Origin of the sequence: Borreliella bavariensis PBi, assembly GCF_000196215.1 — a bacterium.
Taxonomy (GTDB): Bacteria; Spirochaetota; Spirochaetia; order Borreliales; family Borreliaceae; genus Borreliella; species Borreliella garinii.
In genome coordinates this window covers 588,134-611,852 of the sequence record NC_006156.1, presented here as the reverse complement: position 1 = coordinate 611,852, position 23,719 = coordinate 588,134, and the positions used below count along the sequence as shown (strand labels likewise).

Genomic DNA, 23,719 nt, shown 5'->3' with positions numbered 1-23,719 from the left:
AAAAATAATATGATATTATCTCTTTTATCTATGAATATCAACTATAACAGTATAACTAGCATAAAACAAATATTAAAAGAAAGAAAAATAGCTCCAAGAAAATTGTGGGGACAAAACTATCTAATCAACGAAAGCATAAGACAAAAAATAATAGAAAGCTTAGATATAAAAGAAAATGAAAAAATCTGGGAAATTGGTCCAGGCCTTGGCGCAATGACTGATATTTTATTAAAAAAAACCAATCTTTTAACCGCATTTGAAATTGACTTAAAATATTCAGAAATATTAAATGAAAAATTTGGAAAATTAAAAAACTTTAAATTGATAAAAGGAGATTTTTTAAAAAAATATCCAAACGAAAATAAAAACATTGATAAAATATTTTCAAATTTGCCATACAATATTGCTTCAAAAGTAATATCTAAATTAATTGAAGAAAATTTTTTAAAAGAAATGGTATTAACAGTGCAAAAAGAATTGGCCGACAGAATAACTGCAAAAACAAATAGCAAAAACTATTCTTCATTTACAGTCTTAGTACAATCACACTTCACGGCAATTAAAATAATAGACATAGGAGAAAACAATTTTTATCCTGCACCTAAAGTTAAATCCACAACACTAAAATTAATTCCTAAAAAAAACAACATAAAAGACTTCAAAGAATTCAACAAACTGATTAGAACTGTATTTTCGGGCAGGAGAAAGAAATTAAAAAACACTATTATTAATTTCATCAAAAATAAAGCTATTCTGGAAGAAAATTTTTTAAAAGAATATTTAGGCAAAAGACCTGAAAACATTTCTGTTGAAGAATTCATACAAATTTCAAACAATTTAAATGCCTATCATTAAAGCACTTGCAAACACAATTTCATCAACAGAACAACCCCTTGAAAGATCACTAATAGGCTTTGACAAACCTTGTAAAAAAGGACCGTAAGCCTTAGCAAAAGCAAATCTCTCTACTAATTTATAACCAATATTCCCGGCATCTAAATTAGGAAATATTAAAACATTAGCAGAACCTGCTAGCAAAGATTCACTACATTTTTTCTCTGCAACATCCTTAATTATAGCTGAATCAAGTTGAAGTTCCCCATCAATAAGCAAATCACTCTCTTTATTCTTTACAATATTTAAAGCATTCTTTACCTTTTCAGTTTCTCTAGCATTGGAAGATCCTTTTGTTGAAAAACTTAAAAGAGCAACCTTGGGCTTTGCATTTAAAATATCTTTAAAAGATTTAGCACTTTGCAATGCAATTTCTGCAAGCTCTAAAGAATTGGGATTTACTACTAAAGAACAATCTGCAAAAAATAAAATTCCATTATGTCCAAAACAAAAATCAAGATTGCGAGCAATATTTAAAGTATCCATAATCATAAAAGATGATACAGTCTTAACACCATCCAACTTAGGAATTATTCTTAAGACATTAGACAAAACCTTAGCAGAAGTTGAAATAGCCCCACAAACACAAGACTTGACATGCCCAAATCTTACCATAAGCATAGCAAAAGTAATTTCATCTAAAACTTGAGTCTTTAAACTTTGCTTAGTAGCTCCTTTTAGCTTTAACAAACTCCAATATTCATCCAAATACATTTCAATGTCTGGGAAAGAATTAGGATCAATAACTTCTATTCTTTCTAAAATATTATTACAATTAGAAAATTTTTTTAGAGAATTAATAACAGGATCTTTTTTACCTACCAAAATAACTGAATTAGCAAGATTTTTTTGCAAAACAATAACAGCTGCCTTCAAAACTCTAGAATCACTACTTTCAGGAAAAACTACACTGGCCTTAAACTTATTCTCTTTTACAAATATTCTTGCCTTATTAAAAACATAATCTTTTAAACAAAACACTTTATAAAAATATTAAAACATAAATTTACAAGTGCATAAAGAAAAGATATTTTTTAAATAAAAAGATCTTTTCTCATGCATAATTTTTCAATTATAAAAATTAAATATTCCTTAAAGAATTCTTAAAATTTCTTGTACAACTTTAGCTGAATTAAAAGAAGCTAATTTTAAAAATTTACTATATTCAACCTCATTTTCTTCTTTATTTACAATGTCAGATATGGACCTAATAACTACAAAAGGTACATTCAACATATGAGCAACATGCCCTATTGCTGCACCTTCCATCTCAACAGCTATTACATCTTTAAAGTCTCTTATAATTTTTTTGATATAAATTGGGTCAATAAACTGATCTCCTGTTAATATTAATCCTGAATATGCATTAGAGCCTCTAACCTTTAATTTAACGGCCTCTTTAGCTTTGTTAACCAAATTTTTATTGGCAATAAATTTTTGAGGTAATCCCATAAGCTGTCCCATCTTATAACCAAATTTAGTTAAATCAACATCATGATATGCAATCTCTGAAGACACTACTATATCTCCCACTTTAATATCTTTGTATTTATCACTAATAACGCCACCAGCAACTCCATAATTAATTACATGACTGATATTGTATTTTGACAAAATATAGCTAGTCCACACACCTGCATTAACCTTGCCAACCCCACAAACAATAGCCATAACATTGCGATTAGACAACTTACCCTTTACAATCTTTTTATTAAGACCATATTCCTTAAGTACTATTTCTTCCTTATTAGACATCAGCTTGTTTATCTCTTCGAGCTCAGAATCCATGGCAGTTACTATTAAAACATTGATGTTTTTAGAAAAAGCAACATAGCCGTTTGAAAAAACTAATAAAAAAAGAAAAAATTTTCTTAAAAAATTGTTCATAAAAACACACTCCTTATAGCAAAAAACATTTATAGCATTATTTTACAAAAAAAAATCAAAATTGAATTACTTTTGAAATAATTTTTATAAAAGGTATTGAAAAAAAATATCCTATCCATATTACAATATTAATAGCTTAAACAAAAAAGGGAAACTGAATGAAAAAAATGAATCTGGTTACAGCTGCTCTACCCTATGTTAACAACATTCCTCATCTTGGAAATTTAGTACAAGTATTATCAGCTGATGCTTTTGCAAGATATTCTAAAATGTCAGGAATTGAAACTCTTTATATCTGTGGAACAGATGAATATGGAACAGCCACAGAAACCAAAGCCTTAATTGAGAAAACTAGCCCTTTAGAACTTTGCAATAAATATTATAAAATACATAAATCAATTTACAAATGGTTCAATATTGAATTTGATATCTTCGGTCGCACAACCAATAAGCACCATCAAGACATTGTACAAAATTTTTTCCTAAAATTAGAAAAAAATGGCTATATAAAAGAGAGAGAAACTGAACAGTTTTTTTGCAACAAAGATTCAATATTCTTAGCTGATAGATATGTGATAGGAGAATGCCCAGAGTGCCAAAGCATAGCTAAAGGAGATCAGTGCGAAAACTGTTCTAAACTTTTAAATCCAATAGACCTAATAAATCCAAAATGTATAATTTGTAAAAACAAACCTGTTTTAAAAAAAACCAACCATCTTTATATAGATCTTCCCAAAATAAAAAGAAAACTTGAGAAATGGATAAAAAATTCGACTACTAGCAAGAATTGGAATACCAATGCCCTTAAAATGACAAATGCTTTTTTAAGAGATGGTCTTAAAGAAAGAGCAATTACAAGAGACCTAAAATGGGGAATTCCTGTACCTAAAAAAGGTTATGAAAATAAAGTATTTTATGTCTGGTTTGATGCTCCAATAGGATATATTTCAATTACCAAAAACCTTGTAAAAAATTGGGAATCTTGGTGGAAAAACAATGAGCAAGTAAATCTTGTACAATTTATTGGAAAAGACAATATATTGTTTCACACAGTTATATTCCCTTCTATAGAAATTGGAAGTAAAGAAAATTGGACAATATTAAATCAGCTCTCATCAAGCGAGTACTTAAATTATGAAAATCTTAAATTTTCAAAATCAGAAGGAACAGGAATTTTTGGAAACGATGTTATTACTACAGGAATCCCTTCTGATGTTTGGCGATTCTATATCTATTATAACAGACCCGAAAAATCTGATTTTCAATTTATGTGGCAAGATCTTATGGAAAGAGTAAATACAGAACTTATTGATAATTTTTCAAACCTTGTCAACAGAGTATTAACATTTCAAAAAAAATTCTTTGGAGATGTAATAGAAACAATAGAAATTCAAAATAAATTTTGGAAACAAATAATACCAAAATATAATAAAATACTAAATCTTTTTAAAAAGACAGAACTAAAATCTGCACTAAAAGAAATACTTAAAATTTCATCCCTTGGAAACAAAATCTTTCAAGATAATGAACCGTGGAAAAGAAAAGATAGCTCTCCGCAAGAAACAAAAGAGCTAATCTCAAACTTAATATACTTAATCAGAGATTTATCTATTTTAATGATGCCATTCATTCCAGAAACAAGCAAAAAAATACAACAATTCTTTGGCAACAGCTATCAATTTTCTACCAAAATTCTTGGAACTAAATCGGGAATTAAAAGAATTGAATTCACAGAAATATTATTCAATAAACTAGAGCAAAAAAAAATCAACAATTTAAAGCTAAAATATTCAGGAGAAAAAAACATGGAAGAAAAAGAACAACCAGAAAACTTATTTAGAGAAAAAGTGCTCTTAAAAGTTGTGAAAATAAATAAAATAGAAAGAAATCCCGAGGCTAAAAACCTATTCATATTAAAACTAGATGACGGAACTAATGAAAACAAACAAATAGTAAGTAGCCTTGAAGGATATTATACAGAAAAAGAGCTTTTGGGAAAACATATAATAATAGTAGATAATCTAAAGCCTGCAAAGTTTAGAGGAATAAAATCTGAAGGAATGCTAATAGCTGCTGAAGATAAAAATAAAAATTTTAAAATTATAATTGTAGAAGATTCAATTAAAAATCCTATTCCTGGGGAGCGAATAATACTTGAAAACGATCAAAATAAAGATCTCATTTGCCCACCTAAAATTGACATAAATAAATTTTCAAAAGCTAATATAGTAGCAAAAGACGGAGAGCTCAAAATAAACGGAATAAACTTAATATTAGAACATTCTAAGAATAAAATATTGTCTAAAGATATTCCAAACGGAATAGTTTGCTAAGAGCTGTTAATGACTATTAAAAAAATAAAAACAAAAGAAATGGAAGAAAATTATCTTCAAAGCGAACTGTGGGCATTAATAAAAACAACAAAAAACAGCAATTGGAAAACCATAGCATTTAAAAGTGATGTTCTTGGTAAAATTGTTATAATGCAAAGAAGACTGTTTAAAAATTTTTACTTAGCATATATTCCACATCCAGAATTCTCAAACAAAACTCTTGAGAACATTGATATTGACAAAATTAGCAAAACTATTAAAGAATTTAGCATAAAAATAAAACCCTACTTACATAAAAATACAATTTTTTTAAGATTCGATTTAATGTATTATTATCAAAGAACACTCAATGACAAATACTATCCGCTAAAAATTAACATCAAATATCTAAAAAAATCATTTGATGACATACAGCCCTCAAACACAACAATATTAAACTTAAATAATTCTATTGAGAATATTTTACTTAACATGAAAAAAAAAACAAGATACAACATAAAGCTCAGCACAAAAAAAAATCTGAATATAATAATAGATGATAAATTTAAGCATTTAAATGAATTTTACAAACTCTACAAAGAAACTAGCAAAAGAGATAAATTTACTATCCACTCAGAAGAATATATAAAAAACCTCATTGAAATATTCGAACAAGACAAAAATGCTCAAATAAAATTGATATTTGCATTTTATAACAACATAATTATTTCTGGCATAATAGTGGGAATTTACAAGGAAAAAGCAGTCTATCTTTACGGAGCCTCCAGTAAAGAATATAGAAATTTGATGCCAAATTACGCAGTGCAATTTAAAGCAATACAAATTTTAAAAAAATTAGGAATAAAAGAATATGATTTTTTAGGAATTCCCCCAATTGTAAATAAAAAACACCCCTTATCTGGTCTTTTTGCTTTTAAAACAGGATTCGGGGGAGATATCATTCACAGAATTGGATGCTATGATTTTATTTACAAAAATTTTATTTATCAGATTTATGCAAATCTTGAAAAACTCAGATACTTTTATTACAAAGTAATAAGGAAAAAAATTTAACCAAGCATATTAACTAAATTTTTGAATTGTAAGCCTCTATCAAACTCATTATTGAAAAGCTCAAAAGAAGCACTGGCGGGGGAAAATAATACAATGTCACCTGGACTTGAAATCTTGATAGCATAATTTACTGCATCTCTTAAAGAATCAAATACAAAATATTGTATGCTACTTTTTTCTAAAATCTTAATAATTTTTACAGTTGCACTACCTTTGATCAAGATCCAAGTTTTCACAAGATTAATGATCTTACGAAAACTTGAAAAATCAAGCTCTTTATCAGTTCCTCCAGCAATTAAGTTAATAGAATTATCATTTGTTTTTAAACTTTTAACAGATAAAACCGTAGAATCGGGAATAGTTGAAGCTGTATCATTATAAAACATTACATTTTGAACTAATTTAACAAACTCTACTCTATGCTCAATACCTCTAAACTTATTTAAAATCTTAAACGTATGATTAAGGTCCATATTTAAATAATACGAAACAAAAAAAGTAATAAGCTTGGGAATCATAAAAACAACTTGTGACTCAGAAAAACTTCCAATCAAGTTGTCATTAAAATATACTTCGCCTTTATTATAATAAAAAACATCTTGATCTAAAACGAAAGGATTAAATTCGGAAAATAAAATAACTTTGGCTTTTGATTCAAATTTTGAAAAATATTTGTAATAAGCCTTATCCTGAATAATCGTAATTCCTGAAGCTTGATTTACAAAAATCTTTGACTTATCAATAATATAGTCATCAAAATTTAAATAATAGTTTTGGTGATCGTTGTAAACATTTGTAATAATACTAAGAATAGGATTAAAATTCTCTAAAGATTGCAACTGCCAAGAAGAAAGCTCTAAAATCAAGGGAGATATTCCATCAAGTTGATCAAAAAAACTTAAAGGAGATACACCGATATTTCCTCCAAGCTTTGCCCTTGGATAATTTTTTTTCAAAACCTGATACAAAAGAGATACAAGAGTTGATTTACCTTTAGTGCCTGTTACTGCAATTATAGGGTTCTTGTTGAATATCAAAAATAAGCTAATATCAGTTTCAACTCGTTTTGCAAGCTTTAAATATTTATTATTAGGCTTAACACTAGGATTTTTAACAACAATATCAGCTTTTTTAAAATCGTTTATATCATGTTTACCTAAAACGTACCTAATTTGATCATCAAAATCTTTTAAAGAATCAATACTTAAAGCTAATTCTGCTTCACTTTTAAGATCAGTAATTACTAGCTTTGCCCCGTGCTTTAATAAAAATCTAGAAAGAGCTACTCCCCCTCCATTAAGACCTAATCCCATGACTAAAAAATTTAAATTTTTAATTTCGTCTAAACGCACAATAAGATTATATCAAACCCACCAACTTGTTTTAACAGGTTTAATCCACCTTTCACTATAAAAATAAGGAAGCGAAATAGCAAGTTTTATTGCATCCTCAAGAGCTGGAATAAAAACAATGATTTCAAAAGACAAATTTGTATAATTTGCTAAAACAAAAGCAATAGGAATAGTATAAATAAACGTTACAGAAGCTTCCATAATAGCCCCAAAGCTTGGAGATGCTCCTGCACGAAAAAATCCAAAAAGATACTGAAAAGCAAGCGCCATAAAAAAGGCAGAAATAGAAGAATACCTTAAAATAATTCCTGTAAGTTGCGAATATTTTAATGTATAAAAAATATAGGGAGCAAAAAATGAAAATACAAACAATGCAAAAGATGTTAAAAAAGCAAGTTTGAAGCCAATGTTACCTAAATAGACTGCAACTTTCATGACTTCTTTTTTACTATTATTATGCATTTCATAGCCCATCATAATATTTAAAGAGATGCAAAAGGAATTTATTATATTAAAGATAATAAAATAAATAGAAAAAGATATACTATAAGCAGCATATTTATGAGTATCAATTCCTATAAAAATTGATGTCAACACAAGATAGCCAAAAAACCAAATAAAATCATTTAAAAGAATTGGAATAAAAAATTTAATTAGCTGAACAAACGACTTAATATTAATATTTAAATCATCAAGCTTAAGATTCAAAACTGAATTCTTGTTAAACACTGTATAAATAAGATAAACAATAAGCTCTAAGGCACGAATAGCTGTTGTTGCAATAGCAGCTCCAACTACTCCCATACGAAAACCAAAAATAAAAATATAATTTAATATTAGATTTAAAAGAACTGAAAAAACAGAAATGTAAACTTGAAATTTAACAATCTCAACAACTTTAAGAGCATTAGCAACAAGTCCTTTTATGATTGCAAATACGAAGGAAAAAATAGCTATGTTTAAATAAATCGCTCCATAATAAACTGCCTGCAAATCATTAGAAATTAATCTAAGTAAAAAAAAAGGATTCAATTTCGAAATCAATATAAACGGGAAAGAAAATAAAATAATAATTAATATACTAATAAAAAATGTATTTCTAAAACTCTTAAAATCACCCCGATTGTATTGCCTTGTGGCAATTATATTGTAAGCCCCTACCATAGCAAACCCAATAGTAACAAACAGTTCAAAAAATTTATTTGCAAGAGAAACTCCCGCAACAGGATAATCGCCAAGATATGCAACCATAGCATTATCTGTAAGAGAAATAAAATTAAATAAAAAAAACTCAATAGCGGTTGGAATTGCAATTTTTAGAAGATCTTTATAAATTTTATTTTTTTTTAACACACTTAATGAATACATGAACTTCTCCAAATAAAAAATCAAGACTTTTGCAAAGACAAATACTAAAACACTGCAATAAAACAAAAGGAATTGCTTTTAAATCAGTATAATCAGAATGAATTATAGACCAACCAAGATCATTAAAATTTTTATTAACACCAAATATATCATACTGCTCTATCACTAAATCAAGCTCTTAATAATCAATCTCTCGTATCCAATCATCATGAAAAAATTCAATCGTGATGAATATATTTTTAATGATCTCTTCAGCATTTACAATAAAAACCACTATTGGCAAACTTAAATTTGTATAAAACACTAATAAATAAGCAACCGGAAGCGTATAAAAAACAATTACCCCTGATTCAATAAAAAAACAAACATTTGGGATACCGCTGGCCCTAAAAACACCAACAAGAACTTGCAACGTAAAAGCTTTAAAAACTACAATACTTGCAAAAACATAAATAAAAACACTAACAAGTTTAGGAGAATTTAACTTACTAAAAATATAAGGTGCAAAGCCCGATATCCCAATAAGCAAAATAGCTACAAAAATACCCAAAAGAAATCCTAAAAAAGATAAAAAAAATCCAACTGACCTAACATGTTTTTTATCATGAATCATTAAATGCCCAATAACAACGCCTGTTGCAAGTCCCATGCCATGAAGCAATACAAAACAAATGTCAAAAAGATTTGATGCAACAGCAAATGAAGCGTATTCAATACTCCCAACACGAGCATAAAATGCATGCAAAATAGTTATACTTAATACCCAAAAAATCTCATGCGATAAAACAGGTATAATTAGTTTCAAATTAGCTCTAGTAACTATCTTTGAAGCAAAAAAATCGCTAAACTTAATCCGATAATATGAATTGTCACCTATCAAGCTGTATAAAAAATAAAAAACAAACTCAATAATTCTAGCAAGCACAGTAGCATATGCAACACCTTTTATTCCCATGCTAAAACCAAAAATAAAAATATAATTAAAAACAATATTTATTAAAACAACAATAGAAGTAACATACAAAGGTATTTTTACTTCTTTAGCACTCTTAAACCCCATAGCTGATAAAAAAGAATATGCCATTAACACATAAGACCATGAAATAATTTTTAAATATTCTGATCCAAAATTTAAAGAATTCTGATTAGCTGTGAATAGTCTAAGAATGTTTTTTGGGAAAAAAAATGAAAATATAAAAAAAATTATTCCTATTGTAGTTCCAATTGATAATATATAAGCAAAAGATTGTCTTATTTGAAGAAACTTCTTTTTTGCAATTGCTTGGGACACGTAAGCGCTTAAAGCTGTACCAAGTCCAAACACAATAATAAAAAAAAGAAAAGTTACTCTATTTGCTAAAGAAACTCCTGTAATATGAAAAGAACCCAAATAGGAGATCATAAAATTATCAAAAAAAGTTACCATTTGAAATAAAAGCGATTCAAAAGCTGTAGGAATAGCTATAATAAATAGCTCTTTTATTATCTGATCATAATTTTTAAACTTTTTGATCATATTCCCTATATACACTCTCCTTTATTTATTACTTTTAAGTAAACTTAACCCAATCTGGAATATACATATTATATATACATATATAATTAGAATTAACTATTAATTATACTAAAATATATTATAATTAAATAATATGAAATCAATCTATGTTTTATTGCTTATATTTATTAACATATCTTTATTGACCAGCAATATTTCAAAAAAAGATTTAAAAATACTACTAAAGATTACTAAAACAATGAATGAACAGTGTAAAAATTTTATTGAAAAAAATCCTATTCAATTTTTAAAAGACATAAAGCCTTTAGTAGATGCAGAAAAAAACAACCTCTTAACTCTAATAAATAAAAAAATACCAATTCCTGAAGATTATAAGATACCTGATCTGGTAAATATTGATGATTTTAAAGATCTTAAAAATCTTGGAGCAAAGAATCTTAAAGTAAGACGAATCTTAATCGAAGATTTAATTCAACTAATAAAAGATGCAAAAAAAAATGGAATTGAAATTAAAATCAAATCTGCTTACAGAACAAAAGAATACCAAAAATTTTTATTCGATTACAACGTAAAAACTTACGGCAGAAAAGTTGCAGAAACTCAATCAGCAATTCCAGGTCATTCCCAACATCATACGGGAACAACAATAGATTTTATAAATCTAGACGATAATCTGCTAAACACAAAAGAAGGAAAATGGCTTTACGAAAATTCTCTAAAATATGGATTTTCTATTTCATACCCAAAAGGATACGAAATAGAAACTGGATATAAAGCAGAGCCTTGGCATTACCTATACATAGGCCCTAAGCCATGCTTTATTCAGAAAAAATATTTTAATAATTTACAACATAAGCTTCTTGAATTCTGGAATCATAACAAAACAAACCTTATTAACCTGATTGAAAAATACCCAGCAAACTAAATACTTCTTCCGACATTCAAATAAGAACAAAAAAGATTATCTAGCAAATCAATATCAAGCTTATCGTAAGAAGAATTATCATCAAAAAACAAGTCGAGTTCTTTTCGAATTAAAACTATAACATCTCTATCATCAACAAAATTAGATATTTTTAATTTTAAATACCCTGCTTGCTCAAGCCCAAATAAATTACCAGGCCCTCTTAACCTTAAATCCTCCTCTGCTATTTTAAATCCATCCAAATTTTCTTTTATGGTTTTCAATCGAAATTTTCCAGCACTTGTCAAAGGCTCTTTATAGAGTAAAAAGAAGAAAGATTGCAAATTACTTCTACCAATACGACCTCTAATTTGATGTAAAGTAGAAAGTCCAAAACGCTCAGCATGCTCTACCACCATGCAAGTTGCATTTGGACAATCGATTCCCACCTCAATAACACTAGTAGCCACCAAAATATCTACCTTTTTAGAATAAAAATTCTTCATAATTTCTTCTTTTAAATCAGATGGCAACTTAGAATGAAGCATGTCTACAACATATTCGCTAAACACTTCCTTCAATTTTAAATACATATTATTAACGTCTTTTAATTCGAATTTTTCTGAAGATGAAATTAATGGATAAACAAAGTAAACCTGATGACCCTTTAAGAGCTCTTTTCTTAAAAAATCATAAACTTTATCTTCATTGCCATGTTTTGCCAAATAAGTAGTAATAGGTAAACGGCCCTTGGGTAAGGTTTTAATAAGTGAGACTTCAAGATCACCAAAAAGTGTTAGCGCAAAGCTTCTAGGAATAGGCGTTGCAGACATTAAAAGTATGTCTACCCCTTCTCCTTTATTTTTAAGCTCTTCTCTTTGAACAACTCCAAATTTATGCTGCTCGTCAATAATAACATATGCTAATCTTTTAAATTCTGTACTTTCGTAAAAAATAGAATGTGTTCCAACTATTAAACCAGAAACTCCACTTTTAATACTTTCTAATGCTTGTTCTTTATCTTTCTTTTTTAAACTACCTGTCAAAAGAGTCACTGAAATGTTAAAAGAAGACAATATGTTGGATAAATTATCATAATGTTGGCGAGCCAAAAGATCAGTAGGTGCCATAAATGCCACTTGATATCCAGCTTCAATTAAAGGCAGCCCTGAAAGCAAGGCAACAAGGGTTTTGCCACTTCCAACATCACCCTGAAGCAATCTATTCATTGGCTTAGAAGAGCTAAGATCTGAGAATATCTCATCAACAGAAATTTTTTGATCTTCTGTAAGCTCAAAGGGCAAACTTAAAACAACTCTTTCAAGCAAATCTCTTGATAAATGTTTTTTTTCTCGAAAAAGAACCTTAGAAGATCTATACCTTGAAAAAAACTGAAGCAAGAAAATTTCTCTATAAATTAAAGTTTTTTTTGCCCTTTCAAGCATTTCTAATGAACTTGGGAAGTGAATCTCTTTTAAAGCCTCGCTTAATGACAACAAAGAATACTTTTCTATTAAAAATTTAGGAATATCTGTTTGGCCAAACTTAAAAAAATATTCAAGAGCTTCTCTTACATATAATGAAATTTTCTTTGATGTTAAGCCTTCTGTTAAAGAATAAACCGGAAGAATTTTTTTAAACCTTTCAGGACTATCACTAAAAACTTCACTATCAAAATTAGAACAACTCCATAACCCACTATAATCATTATAAGTAAATTTAGAATAAATATAGAATTTTTTATCTATTCTAAAAACATTCTCTAAAAAAGCCCTATTAAAAAGTAGAATTTCGAAAGACTCATCATTTATACTTCTAGCCGTTAACTTTAAATTTTTTTTAGAACTATCTCCAAATTTTTTATGCCCGATAACAGTGAAAACCGTCATCATATCAAAACTTTTCACCTTAGAAAAATCTGGAAAAGTTTGTATATTTTGACGATCTTCATATTTTACAGGAAAAAACTCAATAAGATCTTTAACATTAAAAATTTGCAGATTTTTTAACCTTTCAACCCCTTTTTCACCAAGGCCACTTATACCTTTAAGCTCATATTCAAACTCATGTAAAAACATTCCAATCTCCTAAAAAGGTAAATATTCTCCTAAAACTCTAATAGCAAATACAACTTGTTCAATAATGATTATAAAGGCTACCATTAAAGCACTCCCAATAATTAAACGTGAAGTATAAGACATATGTTTGTCAGTAATTACACCACTTATCCTAGTAGATAAAGGAATTAAAAATGAATCGACTGTTTTAAAAAAGTCTGAACCTTGGAACAAATTTAAAAGCAATAATAACAATCTCAATAATAAAAAGAAAACTATAGCAATAAAAATGCTTCTAAATATCCCCCAAATTTCAACAATAAATAAAATAATAAATGTAGAAAGCTTATAATTCCCATAAGCCAACATTCTTTCCAAAATAGTTAAAGTTATTAAAGCTGCAATTGGAGAAAAATCAAACATGCCAAATGTAAAAAAAGGAATTCTTCTAAAAAAAGATAAAAATGGTTCTGTTACAATATATATAAATCTGAAAAATACATTAGTATTAATCCCCGAGGACACAAGCCAGCTAAGAATGATTCTAACTAAAATTAAAATCCTATAAATCTGTAAAAATACCATTAAAGTTTCTATTAAAACAACTAACACAGCACCTCCTAATCAACCCAAACATCTTCAACTATCATACACCGCCTCAATTTATCAAGCTTGTCTTCATCTGGCACAAAATTCAAAATTGAATTCATTTTTAATTTTAAATCCTTGCCATTTTCCCTTAAATAAAAATAAACATTTGAAAATCCAGAATTGTCCTCAAAATTACTTATACTTTCCTTTAAAGAATTAAGTAATTGCAAGTCATTTAATTTATTATTCAAAAATTTAATATGAATATTCTTTACTTTATCTTCAGAGAGTCTCTCAATATTTACAACTTTTTCAACTACAATCGAAAATTTGTCTCTGTTAAACGTAAGTCTACCTATAACCCCAATAACATTGCTTTCAAATAAAAAATCCCTATACCTTTCATAGCTTTCTGTAAAAACTACAATATCTATTGCACCTTTAAAATCTTCAATGACTCCAAAAGCCATTTTTGCATTATTTCTTTTGGTTTGAATAACTTTTACTGAATTTAAAATGCCAGAAAATTGAACAATGCTATCTTTTTTGGTAGCAAGATCTTTTAAAACATTTAAACTGGAAAAACTATTAATTGCCTTTTTATAAGGATCAAGAGGATGGCCCGAGACATAAAATCCTAAAAGCTCTTTTTCAAATTCTAAAAGCTCAGAATAAGAATATTCTTTGAAAGCCTGATAATTGAAATTTTGATGGATTGGGTTTTGACCTTTAAGGACATCAAACAAACTATTTTGACCAAGTTTTTTATTATTTTTATCTTCTGAAACAACTTCAATCAAACGATCAAGATTTTCAAATAAAGTTTTTCTATTTTGATCCAAACTGTCAAAAAGTCCAGATTTTATTGCAGATTCTAAAAATTTCTTATTAATTACTTTATCGTCTACACGTCTGATAAAATTCTCAAAAGAACTATATTTGCCGTTTTTTTCTCTCTCATCAATTATTAAATCAACAACAATTTCTCCAAGATTTTTAATCGCATTAAGCCCATAGGAAATTCCAGAATCAGTTACACGAAATTCTTTAAATGATCGATTTATATCAGGCTTGAGCACATTTATACCTATAGCTTTTGACTCCTCGATATAATAAGAAAGCTTATCATTATTATTAATTTCATTTGTCAAGTTAGCAGCCATAAAATACTGAGGATAATTAGCCTTAAGATAAGCAGTTTGATACGCTATTAAAGAATATGCTGCTGCATGCGATTTATTAAATCCATACCCCGAAAAGGGCTTTAAAAGTTCAAAAATTTCACTAGCAACCTCTTTGTCATACCCTTTCTCAATAGCACCTCTTAAAAAATCGACCTTCATTTCATCCATCTCATCTTCTTTCTTTTTTCCCATAGCACGTCTTAAAATATCAGCCTTGCCAAGAGAAAAACCTCCAATTATTTTTGCGACTTCCATTACTTGTTCTTGATAAACAATAACTCCATAAGTTGGCTTTAAAACTTCCTTTAAATCTGGATGAGGATACTTAATACTCTTTACGCCTTTTTTGGCAGCAATAAATTGAGGAATAAATTGCATAGGACCTGGCCTATAAAGAGCATTTAAGGCTATTAAATCTTCAATATTATCGGGCTTTGCGTCTTTTAGAATTTGCTGCATTCCCTCAGATTCGAACTGAAAAACAGAAGCGCTTTTTCCTTCTCCTAGCATCTTAAAAGTCTTAACATCATTATCTGGAATATTTTTTATTTTAAAATCTGGATTTACACTTCTAATAAGATTTTCTGCATTTTTTATTAAAGTTAATGTTTTTAGGCCAAGAAAATCCATCTTAACAAGTCCACATTCTTCAAGCAAATCCATTGTGTATTGAGTAGAAACAGAGCCTTGCTTATAATCCTTATAAAGAGGCACATAATCGGTTAAAGGGGTTTTAGAAATTACAATTCCTGCAGCATGAGTTGAAGCATGTCTATTCATTCCTTCAAGAACCAATGCAGCATCCATTAATTCTTTATAAACAGGCTTGCTAGTAAAATACTCTTTCAAAGAATTGTCATCTAAAACCTCTTTTAAAGAAACTTTGGGACCATCGGGAATAAGCTTAGTAAGTTCATTCGATTCGGCAAATGGAATATCTAAAACTCTAGCTACATCTTTAACTACAGCCTTGGGCTTTAAGGTTCCAAAAGTAATTATTTGAGCTACCTTATCTTCTCCGTATTTATTGGTAACATATTTTATGATCTCATCTCTGCCTTCGAAACAAAAATCAATATCAAAATCAGGCATAGAAATACGCTCAGGATTTAAAAATCTCTCAAAAAGCAAATTATACTTTAAAGGATCAATATCCGTAATCCTAAGAGCATAAGCTACAATTGAACCAGCACCAGAACCACGACCAGCTCCAACAGGAATATCGTTATCATGAGCAAATTTAATAAAATCCCAAACAATCAAAAAATAGCCTTCAAAGCCCATCCTAATTATTACACTTAATTCATAAAAAGCTCTATCTTTTATTTTGCTTGTCAAAGTTTTATATCTAAACTTTAACCCCTCAAGAGTAAGATATTCTAAATATTCACCAAGAGTATTAAATTCAATAGGAATTTGATAATCAGGCAAAATAGGTCCTGGAAAAGTTATTTTAAAATCATCACATTTTTCTGCAATCCTTACAGTATTTTCTAAAGCTTCAGGCAAATCATTAAAAAGTTCACACATTTCCTCTTGAGATTTAATATAAAATTCATTGGTTTCCATTTTCAATCTATTCTCATCGCTCTTCTTGGCACCAGTACCAATACAAACAATGATGTCTTGAGCAATTGCATCCTCTCTATTAACATAATGAGAATCATTAGCTGCCGTTAAAGGAACTCCAAGTTCTCTAGAATATTCAACAAGTCTTTCATTCACAATGTCTTGATCTTTAATGCCATGCCTTTGAAGCTCAAGATAAAAATCGTTGCCAAAAACTTTTTTAAACCAAAGAATTTCATTCTTAGCATCTTCAAATCTATTCCCCAAAATAAGTCTTGGAATGAGTCCTCCAATGCAAGCTGAAGTACAAATTAAACCTTCTGAATATTTTTCAAGATCCTCTTTATCTATCCTTGGACGATAATAAAACCCCTCAAGATAAGAAATACTTGTTAACTTTAATAAGTTTTTATAACCTATCTCATTCTTGGCAAGCAAAATTAAATGATAAGACATTTTCCCAAGATCATCATGTTTTTTAAAAAACTTAGAAGTTTTTGCCATATAAGCTTCAATGCCAATTATTGGCTTTATTCCTGCTTTTTTAGCTTCTTTATAAAATTTAATAGCTCCAAAAAGATTACCATGATCTGTTAATGCAATATGTGACATATTGCATTTTTTTGCTTTTGATATAATATCTGATATTTTTGCAGCTCCATCCAAAAGAGAATAATCTGAATGAACATGAAGATGAATAAATTTAGCCTTAAAACTCATACCTAAAATTATTTTATCAAAATAAAACTTGATTTTTAACAAACCCTAGTTAAATAAATAAAAATTTAAAAAGCCATAATAATTTTAAATCTCTAATTTAAATTATTGCAACAACTCTTATCAAAATAATCAAGAAAAAATACTAATTCCTTGATTATCTAATTCAATTACCATTTTTTTAATTTGTTCAAGTTTTCTGACAATTTCTTCGGATAAACTCTCAGCTTGAGACAAAAAATCTTTAGCTTGCCTTAAGCCACTATCATTACGATTCTCTACCCTAAATATAATCAAAATTTCAGCTGCAAACTTATTAATATTTAAATAAGGAATATATACTTCTTCCCACAGCTGTTTAATGGCATCATTCTTGGGAGACAGTCCTTTATAAAACAATCCAAATCCATGCTTGGAGGCGTCCGTTTGAATAAATACTGCCCTTTGTCCTTCAACAATTAATCTCAAATTATTAATCCAAGAAAACTGCTCTGAGAGAATAAATTCTAGCTCTTTTAAAAATTCATCATTAGAAAGCACAAAAGTATCAGAACTAATCAAAGAATCACAGTTCCTTGAATAATAAGCCATATTAGCATCTATGCTTTCAAGATTTTCAACTAAAGAAGAAAATTCTTCTTGACTGCTTGAAAAGCGTTTAAATATGCTTTCAAGATAATTAAGCTGTTCAAGAATCTCGGCAAAGAACTTATCAATATCAATCTGCAAATCCTTAAGGTTATGAGAAATTAAATCTTTAGAAACCTCCTCAATTTCCTTTACAGAAATCATATTCATAACACCTTTTGCCTGATCAGAAAGTCGCTTAATTTCATCTGCAACAACAGAAAATCCTTTTCCATATTCTTTAGCTCTTGCAGCTTCAAGCTTTGCATTAAGAGAAATCATATTAGTAGCGCCCAAAAAACTACTTATTGTTTCTAAGCTTCCCTGAATTCCAACAATAACAGAAGATATTTGATTTAGTTTTTCCTTGTTATTTTTACCAATATCACTAAAAATAACACTTATCTGATCGCGAGCATCATTTGTTATCTTAACAAGAACGGAAAATATCTGATCAAAATCTTCTATTCCAGAAAACAAAATTCTTTGTAACGATTCAAATCCTACTTTTAAAGTAGCAATGGAAGCTTTGGTATGATAAAATCCCTTTAGCATTTCCTTAACAGGAGCTTTATACTCATACGTACTCAAATCTTTTTTGTCATTATCAACAACATTTAAAAGGCTTGAATCAAAAACTTTTTCTTTCTTTTTCTTTAAAAACGAAAATTTTTTCATAAAGGGATTCTAACATAAAAAATTTTTTTTGAATAGATCCAAATGTACTTAATTTGACACATTATTTCAACCTTAATATCAAATTAAATACAGAGATAAACAAAAAAATATTTTTACATTCAAATAGTAAAAATTAATAAAGATTAAAGCTTTGACATAAATTTAAACTTTTACCTTAACCCATAAAACCATTTAAAGATACAAATCATTCTCCTCATTTAATTAAATTTTAAAATAATATTAAATTTTATTTATTTCTTTTTATCCAAGAGTAACGCCCACTAGCCTCATTATACTCAAAAAGAGCATCTCTGTAAGAAAAAAAACATAAAAAAATATTAATAAACTCTTCTAATTTAGACTTAACTTTTGGCAAGTTAAAATCGTTGTCAAAATTAAAAATATCATCTGATCCTGCTGTAAATATTTTGTCATCTTGCTTAAGAATAACTTTTTTGGGCTGCCAAAACAGAACGTTGGTTTTTTTATCCTGAAGAAAAAATCTATTAAATTCATAGTCAAGATCAACTTGATCCGTTTTTGCTTCAACAATCCCAACAATAACACATCGTTCATGATCAATTCTTTTAATCAAAACAGCATCCGTAAGCACAACTCTCTCACCAACTTCAAGAGCAAACTGCTCTTCTATTTCATATTGCTTATTAAAAGGAAGATTTGCAATTTTCCTGAAAAGATTGAGAAGTATGTACTTAGTGCTCATCTCTTTATTGTTTATTCTAAGACAAGAAATCTTCATTCTATACTTAAGCTCATCAAAAAAATATTTAACAAGTCTTTTCATTAAAATTGTTTTTCTAATGTCTTCTTCTTTCATTTAATCCTCCTAAAATTGCCAAAAGTTAAAACCATTATACGAATATAATAAAGTCTGAATCGTATTAAAGAAATTAAAATACTTTATTATATACTAATTATAATTAAATCATTACCTAAAATGAAGGAGACAATTATGTTAATAAAATTTATGTTCTCAAACATTAATCTAATCTTAATAGTCAGTATGACTTTATTTAAAATATTATTAGAAATAATATACCGAAAAATATTATGTAAAAAAATAATTGGCAATGTCAACATATTAAATGCTCAAAAAAAACAATGCAAAATAATTGTTATAGTCGTTTTAGCTTTCAGCAATTTATTACAAAGTTTTTTAATTAACGCTCTTATTAATTTATTTAATAATTTAATAACCCTAACTAACAACTCTCTTGAAAGCTTAATAAGCTTAAATTACAATGTATTATCTGCAATGCTAATATCTAGCATAACTTGGCTTGCATTTAGCTTGCCTAAAGTAATAAACGATATAATCTATGAAAAAAGACCGTTTAAATTAACAATGGCTAATGCTTTCTTTGACCTTTTAATAATAATATTGCTAACCATATTCTCTAAATTATTTTTAAGCTATAAAGTATTGCAATTTGAGAATACTACAAACATTAATTTTGAAAACCTGCCCACTCACTAAGTAAATAAACAGAGACTCAAATACAAGCTTTAATTAGCCCTAAAAAAAGCTTAGCTGGATTTTCTATTCTTGTAATAAGTTCTGGATGAAATTGACAGGCTACAAAAAATTTATTTTTAGGAATTTCTATTAATTTTGCTATTTTAAAATCACTTGAAAATCCAGATACTACAAGTCCATTTTTCTCAAATAAATCTATATAATCATTATTAACTTCATATCTGTGCCTAAATCTTTCGATTATCCTGTCTTGACCATAAAGATTAAAAACTATTGTATTCTTTTTAAGAATCACAGGATATCCTCCAAGCCTCATTGTAGCACCTTTATCTTTAATTCCCTTTTGCTCGGGAAGCAAATGAATAACAGGGCTTTTTAAAGGTTTGTCTTTTAATAAGTTTTCCTCTGTATCAGCATCAAGTATCCCGCAAACATTACGAGCAAATTCTATTACAGCAAGCTGTAAACCAAGACAAATTCCAAGAAAGGGAATGTTATTTTCACGAGCGTATTTAATAGCAATAATTTTACCCTCATATCCTTTGCCTCCAAAGCCTCCGGGAACAATAATGCCGTCAAACTCTTTTAAATAACTCTCATTTAAATCATTAGAATCAATTAGAGTGCTTTTAATAAGTAAATCCAAATTAGCTCCAACATGAACCAAAGACTCTCGAATTGACGCATAAGAATCATCAAGTTCAGCATATTTACCACAAATGGCAATATTAATAATTTTTTTAGGCACAAAAAAATTAGATTTTATAACTCCTACAAGCTTTGAAAGCTCTTCTATTTTTGGATCAACCTTAATATTCAACTTAGAACTTAAAATCTCATGTACGCCTTGTTTGTAAAAAGATATAGGAATTTCATAAATAGTAGAAACATCAATATTATCAATAATAGAATTGCTCTCAACATTACAAAACATTGCCACTTTTTTTCTGATTTGGTCTGTTAATACTTGAGAGCTTCTAGCAATAATCAGATCGGGGAAAATGCCTGCTTTATTTAAAGTTTTAACACTCTGTTGAGTGGGTTTAGATTTTTGCTCATTAATTCCAGCTGGACTTGGTACATAGGTTAAATGAATAAAAGCAATATTACCGCTTCCAATCTCATGCCTTATTTGCCTTACTGTCTCAATAAATAAAATATTTTCCATATCTCCTACAGTTCCACCAATTTCAATTATCAACATCTCGCTATTCTCAGAACTTGCAATCTGAAAAATTGTAGACTTAATCTCATCAGTAACATGAGGAATAAGCTGAACTGTTCTTCCTAAATATTTACCCTTTCGCTCATTTTCAAGTATTTTTTTGTATATCTTGCCCATTGTAATGTTCCAACTAGACTTCGCATTAAGATTTAAAAATCTCTCATAATGACCAAAGTCCATATCAACCTCTCCTCCATCATCAAGCACAAAAACTTCTCCATGCTCAACAGGATTAATAGTCCCGGGGTCAGTATTTAAATATCCATCACATTTGATTGGAGTGACCCTAAAATCATATCTAAACAACCTTGCAATACTTGCCGATGTAACTCCTTTCCCAATTCCAGAGATCACGCCTCCTGTTATTACCAAAATCTTTAAGTTTTTTTTCATGTATACCCCAAAATCAAACCTTTAAATTTCAAACCAATTAAGCTTACGCTTAAAAAGACACACAAATTACATATAAAAACATTGCTTACTTACATTAAAACAAACAAAAATATTAAACTAAAATAAAAATTATTAATGCTTAGCTACAACTCTATTTCTAAGCCATTGTTCTAAATCTTTTAAACTATTTTAATCATATTTAACAAAACAATATAATGAACCTTTGGTTAAATAGTAATAATTAAACATTGCCAAAAAAACTAAAAATCCTAAAATAGCAAATAAATTGCCTTTTTTTCTAACACTTCCAAGCTCCACCATCTTAAAATATGAAGCTAAATATAAAAAAAATGCTGAACTATAAACTATTTTTAAAAAAAAGTCACCTAAAAATCTATCAAAAGAAAAAATTAAATCCGAAAAACATGGTACATATTTAAAAACCAAATAAAGAAAAGATGTGAAAAAAAATAATAAAACAATATTCCCTAAAAAGAATATCAAAACCTTAATAAAAGGATGCGTTTTAAACGCTATTCTAAAAAACATGAAAATTGGAAAAATAGATAAAAAATTCAAATAACTAAAAAAGAAAAAATCAGAAAGATATCTTAATTCTAAAAAGACAGCATTCTCCCCTCTTACAAAGAATGCACTATCTAGAAATAAAAAAATATTAAACACCAAATAATAAAAAAATATTAAAATCAAAGGTAACACAAATAGATATTTAATTAAATTGAAAAAATAACGCTCAAAAGTTGAAACGGGTAAAGATAAATAAAGAATATTCCTAAACGGATCGTGAATTACTTTGTAGTAATCACACATAGCAAACATCGATATAATCAAGGTTAAAACCATAATTTTAGGAACAAAAAATCTTAAAAAATCAGTTGCTGTAAAATTAAAATAAAATCTAACAAGAAAATAAGATATAAATATCATTCCTAAAATTTTAATTATTAATAAAATATAGAATTTTTTATTATAAAAAAAATCAAAATAAAATAAATTTAAAAATCTTTTTAAGCTAAACATCCTTTATTACCTCTCCTTTTTATTTTCAGTAACATATAAAAAGAAAAATTCAATATCAACAACTTCAGCTCCATTGCTACTCTCAAAATAAAGTGCCTTAAACCCATCTTTATTTTTTTCATAATACAATTCATTTCCATTAAGTTCACTGATAATTTTAATCTTATAATTTTTATTAATATAAGATATTGAATTGGAAAAAAAAATTGACTTCTCCCCAACAATAATTAAATAATCTATAACTCCTATCAAATCCCTCACATTGTGACCTGTAATAAAAATTACTCTATCATTTAAATTAGAAAGTAGATTTCTAAAAACATTTTTTGAAACAATATCAAGACTATTTGTTGGCTCGTCAAACAATAAGCAAGAAACATTTGTAGCTAGAGAAAATGCAATAATACTTTTTTTCTTTTGTCCAAAAGAAGCGGAAGATAGATCAAGGGAAATATCTAGATTAAAATCTAATAAATATTTTTCAAAATCTGCCTTATTAAAATTTGGATAAAATCTAGATAAAGCTTTACTGTATTCGACCAAAGACAATCTGGGAAGTGAAAATTCTTCAGGAACAAAAAATAAATTCATTAAATTTAAGGGATTTCTTGGGAAAGCTGCCAAAGAGTTGAATAAAACCTTCCCCTTTAATGGCTCTAAAAGTCCACTTACAAGTTTAAGCAAAGTTGTTTTTCCAACCCCATTTTTACCAAGAAGCAAATAAGCTTGAGGAGTCTCAATATTTAAATTCAAATCTGAGTAAACTTCTTTTCCCTTATAAGAAAATTTCACATTAGAAACTTCAATAGCCATAAATACTCCTTAATATTAA

At 28.1% G+C, this 23,719-nt stretch carries 19 protein-coding genes; 5 read left to right on the top strand and 14 right to left on the bottom strand.

Annotated features, from left to right (window positions below; translation table 11 throughout):
• The first annotated feature begins 9 nt into the window (after nucleotides 1-9).
• Nucleotides 10-855, top strand: a complete 846-nt coding sequence (rsmA, locus tag BG_RS02935) for a 16S rRNA (adenine(1518)-N(6)/adenine(1519)-N(6))-dimethyltransferase RsmA (protein ID WP_011193897.1) — start codon at nucleotides 10-12, stop codon at nucleotides 853-855.
• Here rsmA and pta read toward each other — a convergent pair.
• Both pta and BG_RS02925 read right to left on the bottom strand, forming a co-directional pair.
• On the bottom strand, nucleotides 838-1,875 hold the full coding sequence (gene pta, locus BG_RS02930; protein ID WP_011193896.1) for a phosphate acetyltransferase: 1,038 nt from the start codon (nucleotides 1,873-1,875) through the stop codon (nucleotides 838-840). The two genes, rsmA and pta, sit on opposite strands and share 18 nt — an antisense overlap.
• A 111-nt stretch (nucleotides 1,876-1,986) precedes the next feature.
• Entirely contained in the window at nucleotides 1,987-2,781 is a 795-nt protein-coding gene (locus BG_RS02925; RefSeq protein WP_011193895.1) for a 5'-methylthioadenosine/adenosylhomocysteine nucleosidase, read from the bottom strand.
• 158 nt (nucleotides 2,782-2,939) lie between these two features.
• On the opposite strand from BG_RS02925, the gene metG reads away from it, so the two are divergent.
• Nucleotides 2,940-5,114 (top strand): methionine--tRNA ligase, encoded by a 2,175-nt coding sequence (gene metG / locus BG_RS02920; RefSeq protein ID WP_011193894.1) that lies wholly within the window; start codon nucleotides 2,940-2,942, stop codon nucleotides 5,112-5,114.
• A gap of 9 nt (nucleotides 5,115-5,123) precedes the next feature.
• Nucleotides 5,124-6,167 carry a lipid II:glycine glycyltransferase FemX gene (locus tag BG_RS02915; protein WP_011193893.1) on the top strand — a complete coding sequence of 348 codons (1,044 nt, stop codon included), beginning with the start codon at nucleotides 5,124-5,126 and terminating at the stop codon, nucleotides 6,165-6,167.
• Here BG_RS02915 and murD read toward each other — a convergent pair.
• From murD to BG_RS02895, 4 genes are read right to left on the bottom strand one after another with little or no spacing between them, the layout of a single operon-like run.
• Nucleotides 6,164-7,519 (bottom strand): UDP-N-acetylmuramoyl-L-alanine--D-glutamate ligase, encoded by a 1,356-nt coding sequence (gene murD / locus BG_RS02910; RefSeq protein ID WP_011193892.1) that lies wholly within the window; start codon nucleotides 7,517-7,519, stop codon nucleotides 6,164-6,166. The two genes, BG_RS02915 and murD, sit on opposite strands and share 4 nt — an antisense overlap.
• A 12-nt stretch (nucleotides 7,520-7,531) precedes the next feature.
• A complete protein-coding gene (locus tag BG_RS02905; RefSeq protein ID WP_011193891.1) occupies nucleotides 7,532-8,887 on the bottom strand; it encodes an MATE family efflux transporter in 1,356 nt (451 codons plus the stop codon).
• Complete coding sequence (locus BG_RS02900; protein WP_011193890.1) at nucleotides 8,856-9,053, bottom strand: hypothetical protein; 198 nt, start codon at nucleotides 9,051-9,053, stop codon at nucleotides 8,856-8,858. The genes BG_RS02905 and BG_RS02900 overlap by 32 nt, the downstream gene beginning before the upstream one ends.
• Before the next feature lie 12 nt (nucleotides 9,054-9,065).
• The gene (locus BG_RS02895) at nucleotides 9,066-10,403 is read right to left on the bottom strand and encodes an MATE family efflux transporter (RefSeq protein ID WP_011193889.1); all 1,338 of its coding nucleotides are present in this window, start codon (nucleotides 10,401-10,403) and stop codon (nucleotides 9,066-9,068) included.
• A gap of 133 nt (nucleotides 10,404-10,536) precedes the next feature.
• On the opposite strand from BG_RS02895, the gene BG_RS02890 reads away from it, so the two are divergent.
• The gene (locus tag BG_RS02890) at nucleotides 10,537-11,328 is read left to right on the top strand and encodes a M15 family metallopeptidase (protein WP_044007909.1); all 792 of its coding nucleotides are present in this window, start codon (nucleotides 10,537-10,539) and stop codon (nucleotides 11,326-11,328) included.
• On the opposite strand, the gene recG is transcribed toward BG_RS02890, so the two are convergent.
• The 5 genes from recG to BG_RS02865 all read right to left on the bottom strand — a co-directional run bounded on the left by recG (nucleotide 11,325) and on the right by BG_RS02865 (nucleotide 19,568).
• Nucleotides 11,325-13,385, bottom strand: coding sequence for an ATP-dependent DNA helicase RecG (recG, locus tag BG_RS02885; RefSeq protein WP_011193887.1), 2,061 nt, complete (start codon nucleotides 13,383-13,385; stop codon nucleotides 11,325-11,327). The two genes, BG_RS02890 and recG, sit on opposite strands and share 4 nt — an antisense overlap.
• A 9-nt stretch (nucleotides 13,386-13,394) precedes the next feature.
• Entirely contained in the window at nucleotides 13,395-13,976 is a 582-nt protein-coding gene (locus BG_RS02880) for a YggT family protein (RefSeq protein ID WP_011193886.1), read from the bottom strand.
• 8 nt (nucleotides 13,977-13,984) lie between these two features.
• Entirely contained in the window at nucleotides 13,985-17,470 is a 3,486-nt protein-coding gene (dnaE, locus tag BG_RS02875; protein ID WP_044007907.1) for a DNA polymerase III subunit alpha, read from the bottom strand.
• A gap of 87 nt (nucleotides 17,471-17,557) precedes the next feature.
• Nucleotides 17,558-18,730 carry a methyl-accepting chemotaxis protein gene (locus BG_RS02870; protein ID WP_011193884.1) on the bottom strand — a complete coding sequence of 391 codons (1,173 nt, stop codon included), beginning with the start codon at nucleotides 18,728-18,730 and terminating at the stop codon, nucleotides 17,558-17,560.
• A 247-nt stretch (nucleotides 18,731-18,977) separates the two neighbouring features.
• Complete coding sequence (locus tag BG_RS02865) at nucleotides 18,978-19,568, bottom strand: hypothetical protein (RefSeq protein WP_011193882.1); 591 nt, start codon at nucleotides 19,566-19,568, stop codon at nucleotides 18,978-18,980.
• 135 nt (nucleotides 19,569-19,703) lie between these two features.
• On the opposite strand from BG_RS02865, the gene BG_RS02860 reads away from it, so the two are divergent.
• Entirely contained in the window at nucleotides 19,704-20,228 is a 525-nt protein-coding gene (locus tag BG_RS02860; RefSeq protein WP_011193881.1) for a DUF1761 domain-containing protein, read from the top strand.
• 16 nt (nucleotides 20,229-20,244) lie between these two features.
• Here the strand turns inward: BG_RS02860 and pyrG are convergent, their stop codons facing one another.
• The 3 genes from pyrG to BG_RS02845 form a co-directional block, all read right to left on the bottom strand.
• Nucleotides 20,245-21,846, bottom strand: coding sequence for a glutamine hydrolyzing CTP synthase (gene pyrG / locus BG_RS02855; RefSeq protein ID WP_011193880.1), 1,602 nt, complete (start codon nucleotides 21,844-21,846; stop codon nucleotides 20,245-20,247).
• A 189-nt stretch (nucleotides 21,847-22,035) separates the two neighbouring features.
• Complete coding sequence (locus BG_RS02850) at nucleotides 22,036-22,887, bottom strand: membrane protein (RefSeq protein ID WP_011193879.1); 852 nt, start codon at nucleotides 22,885-22,887, stop codon at nucleotides 22,036-22,038.
• A 6-nt stretch (nucleotides 22,888-22,893) separates the two neighbouring features.
• A complete protein-coding gene (locus BG_RS02845) occupies nucleotides 22,894-23,700 on the bottom strand; it encodes an ATP-binding cassette domain-containing protein (protein WP_011193878.1) in 807 nt (268 codons plus the stop codon).
• Nucleotides 23,701-23,719: the final 19 nt, after the last annotated feature.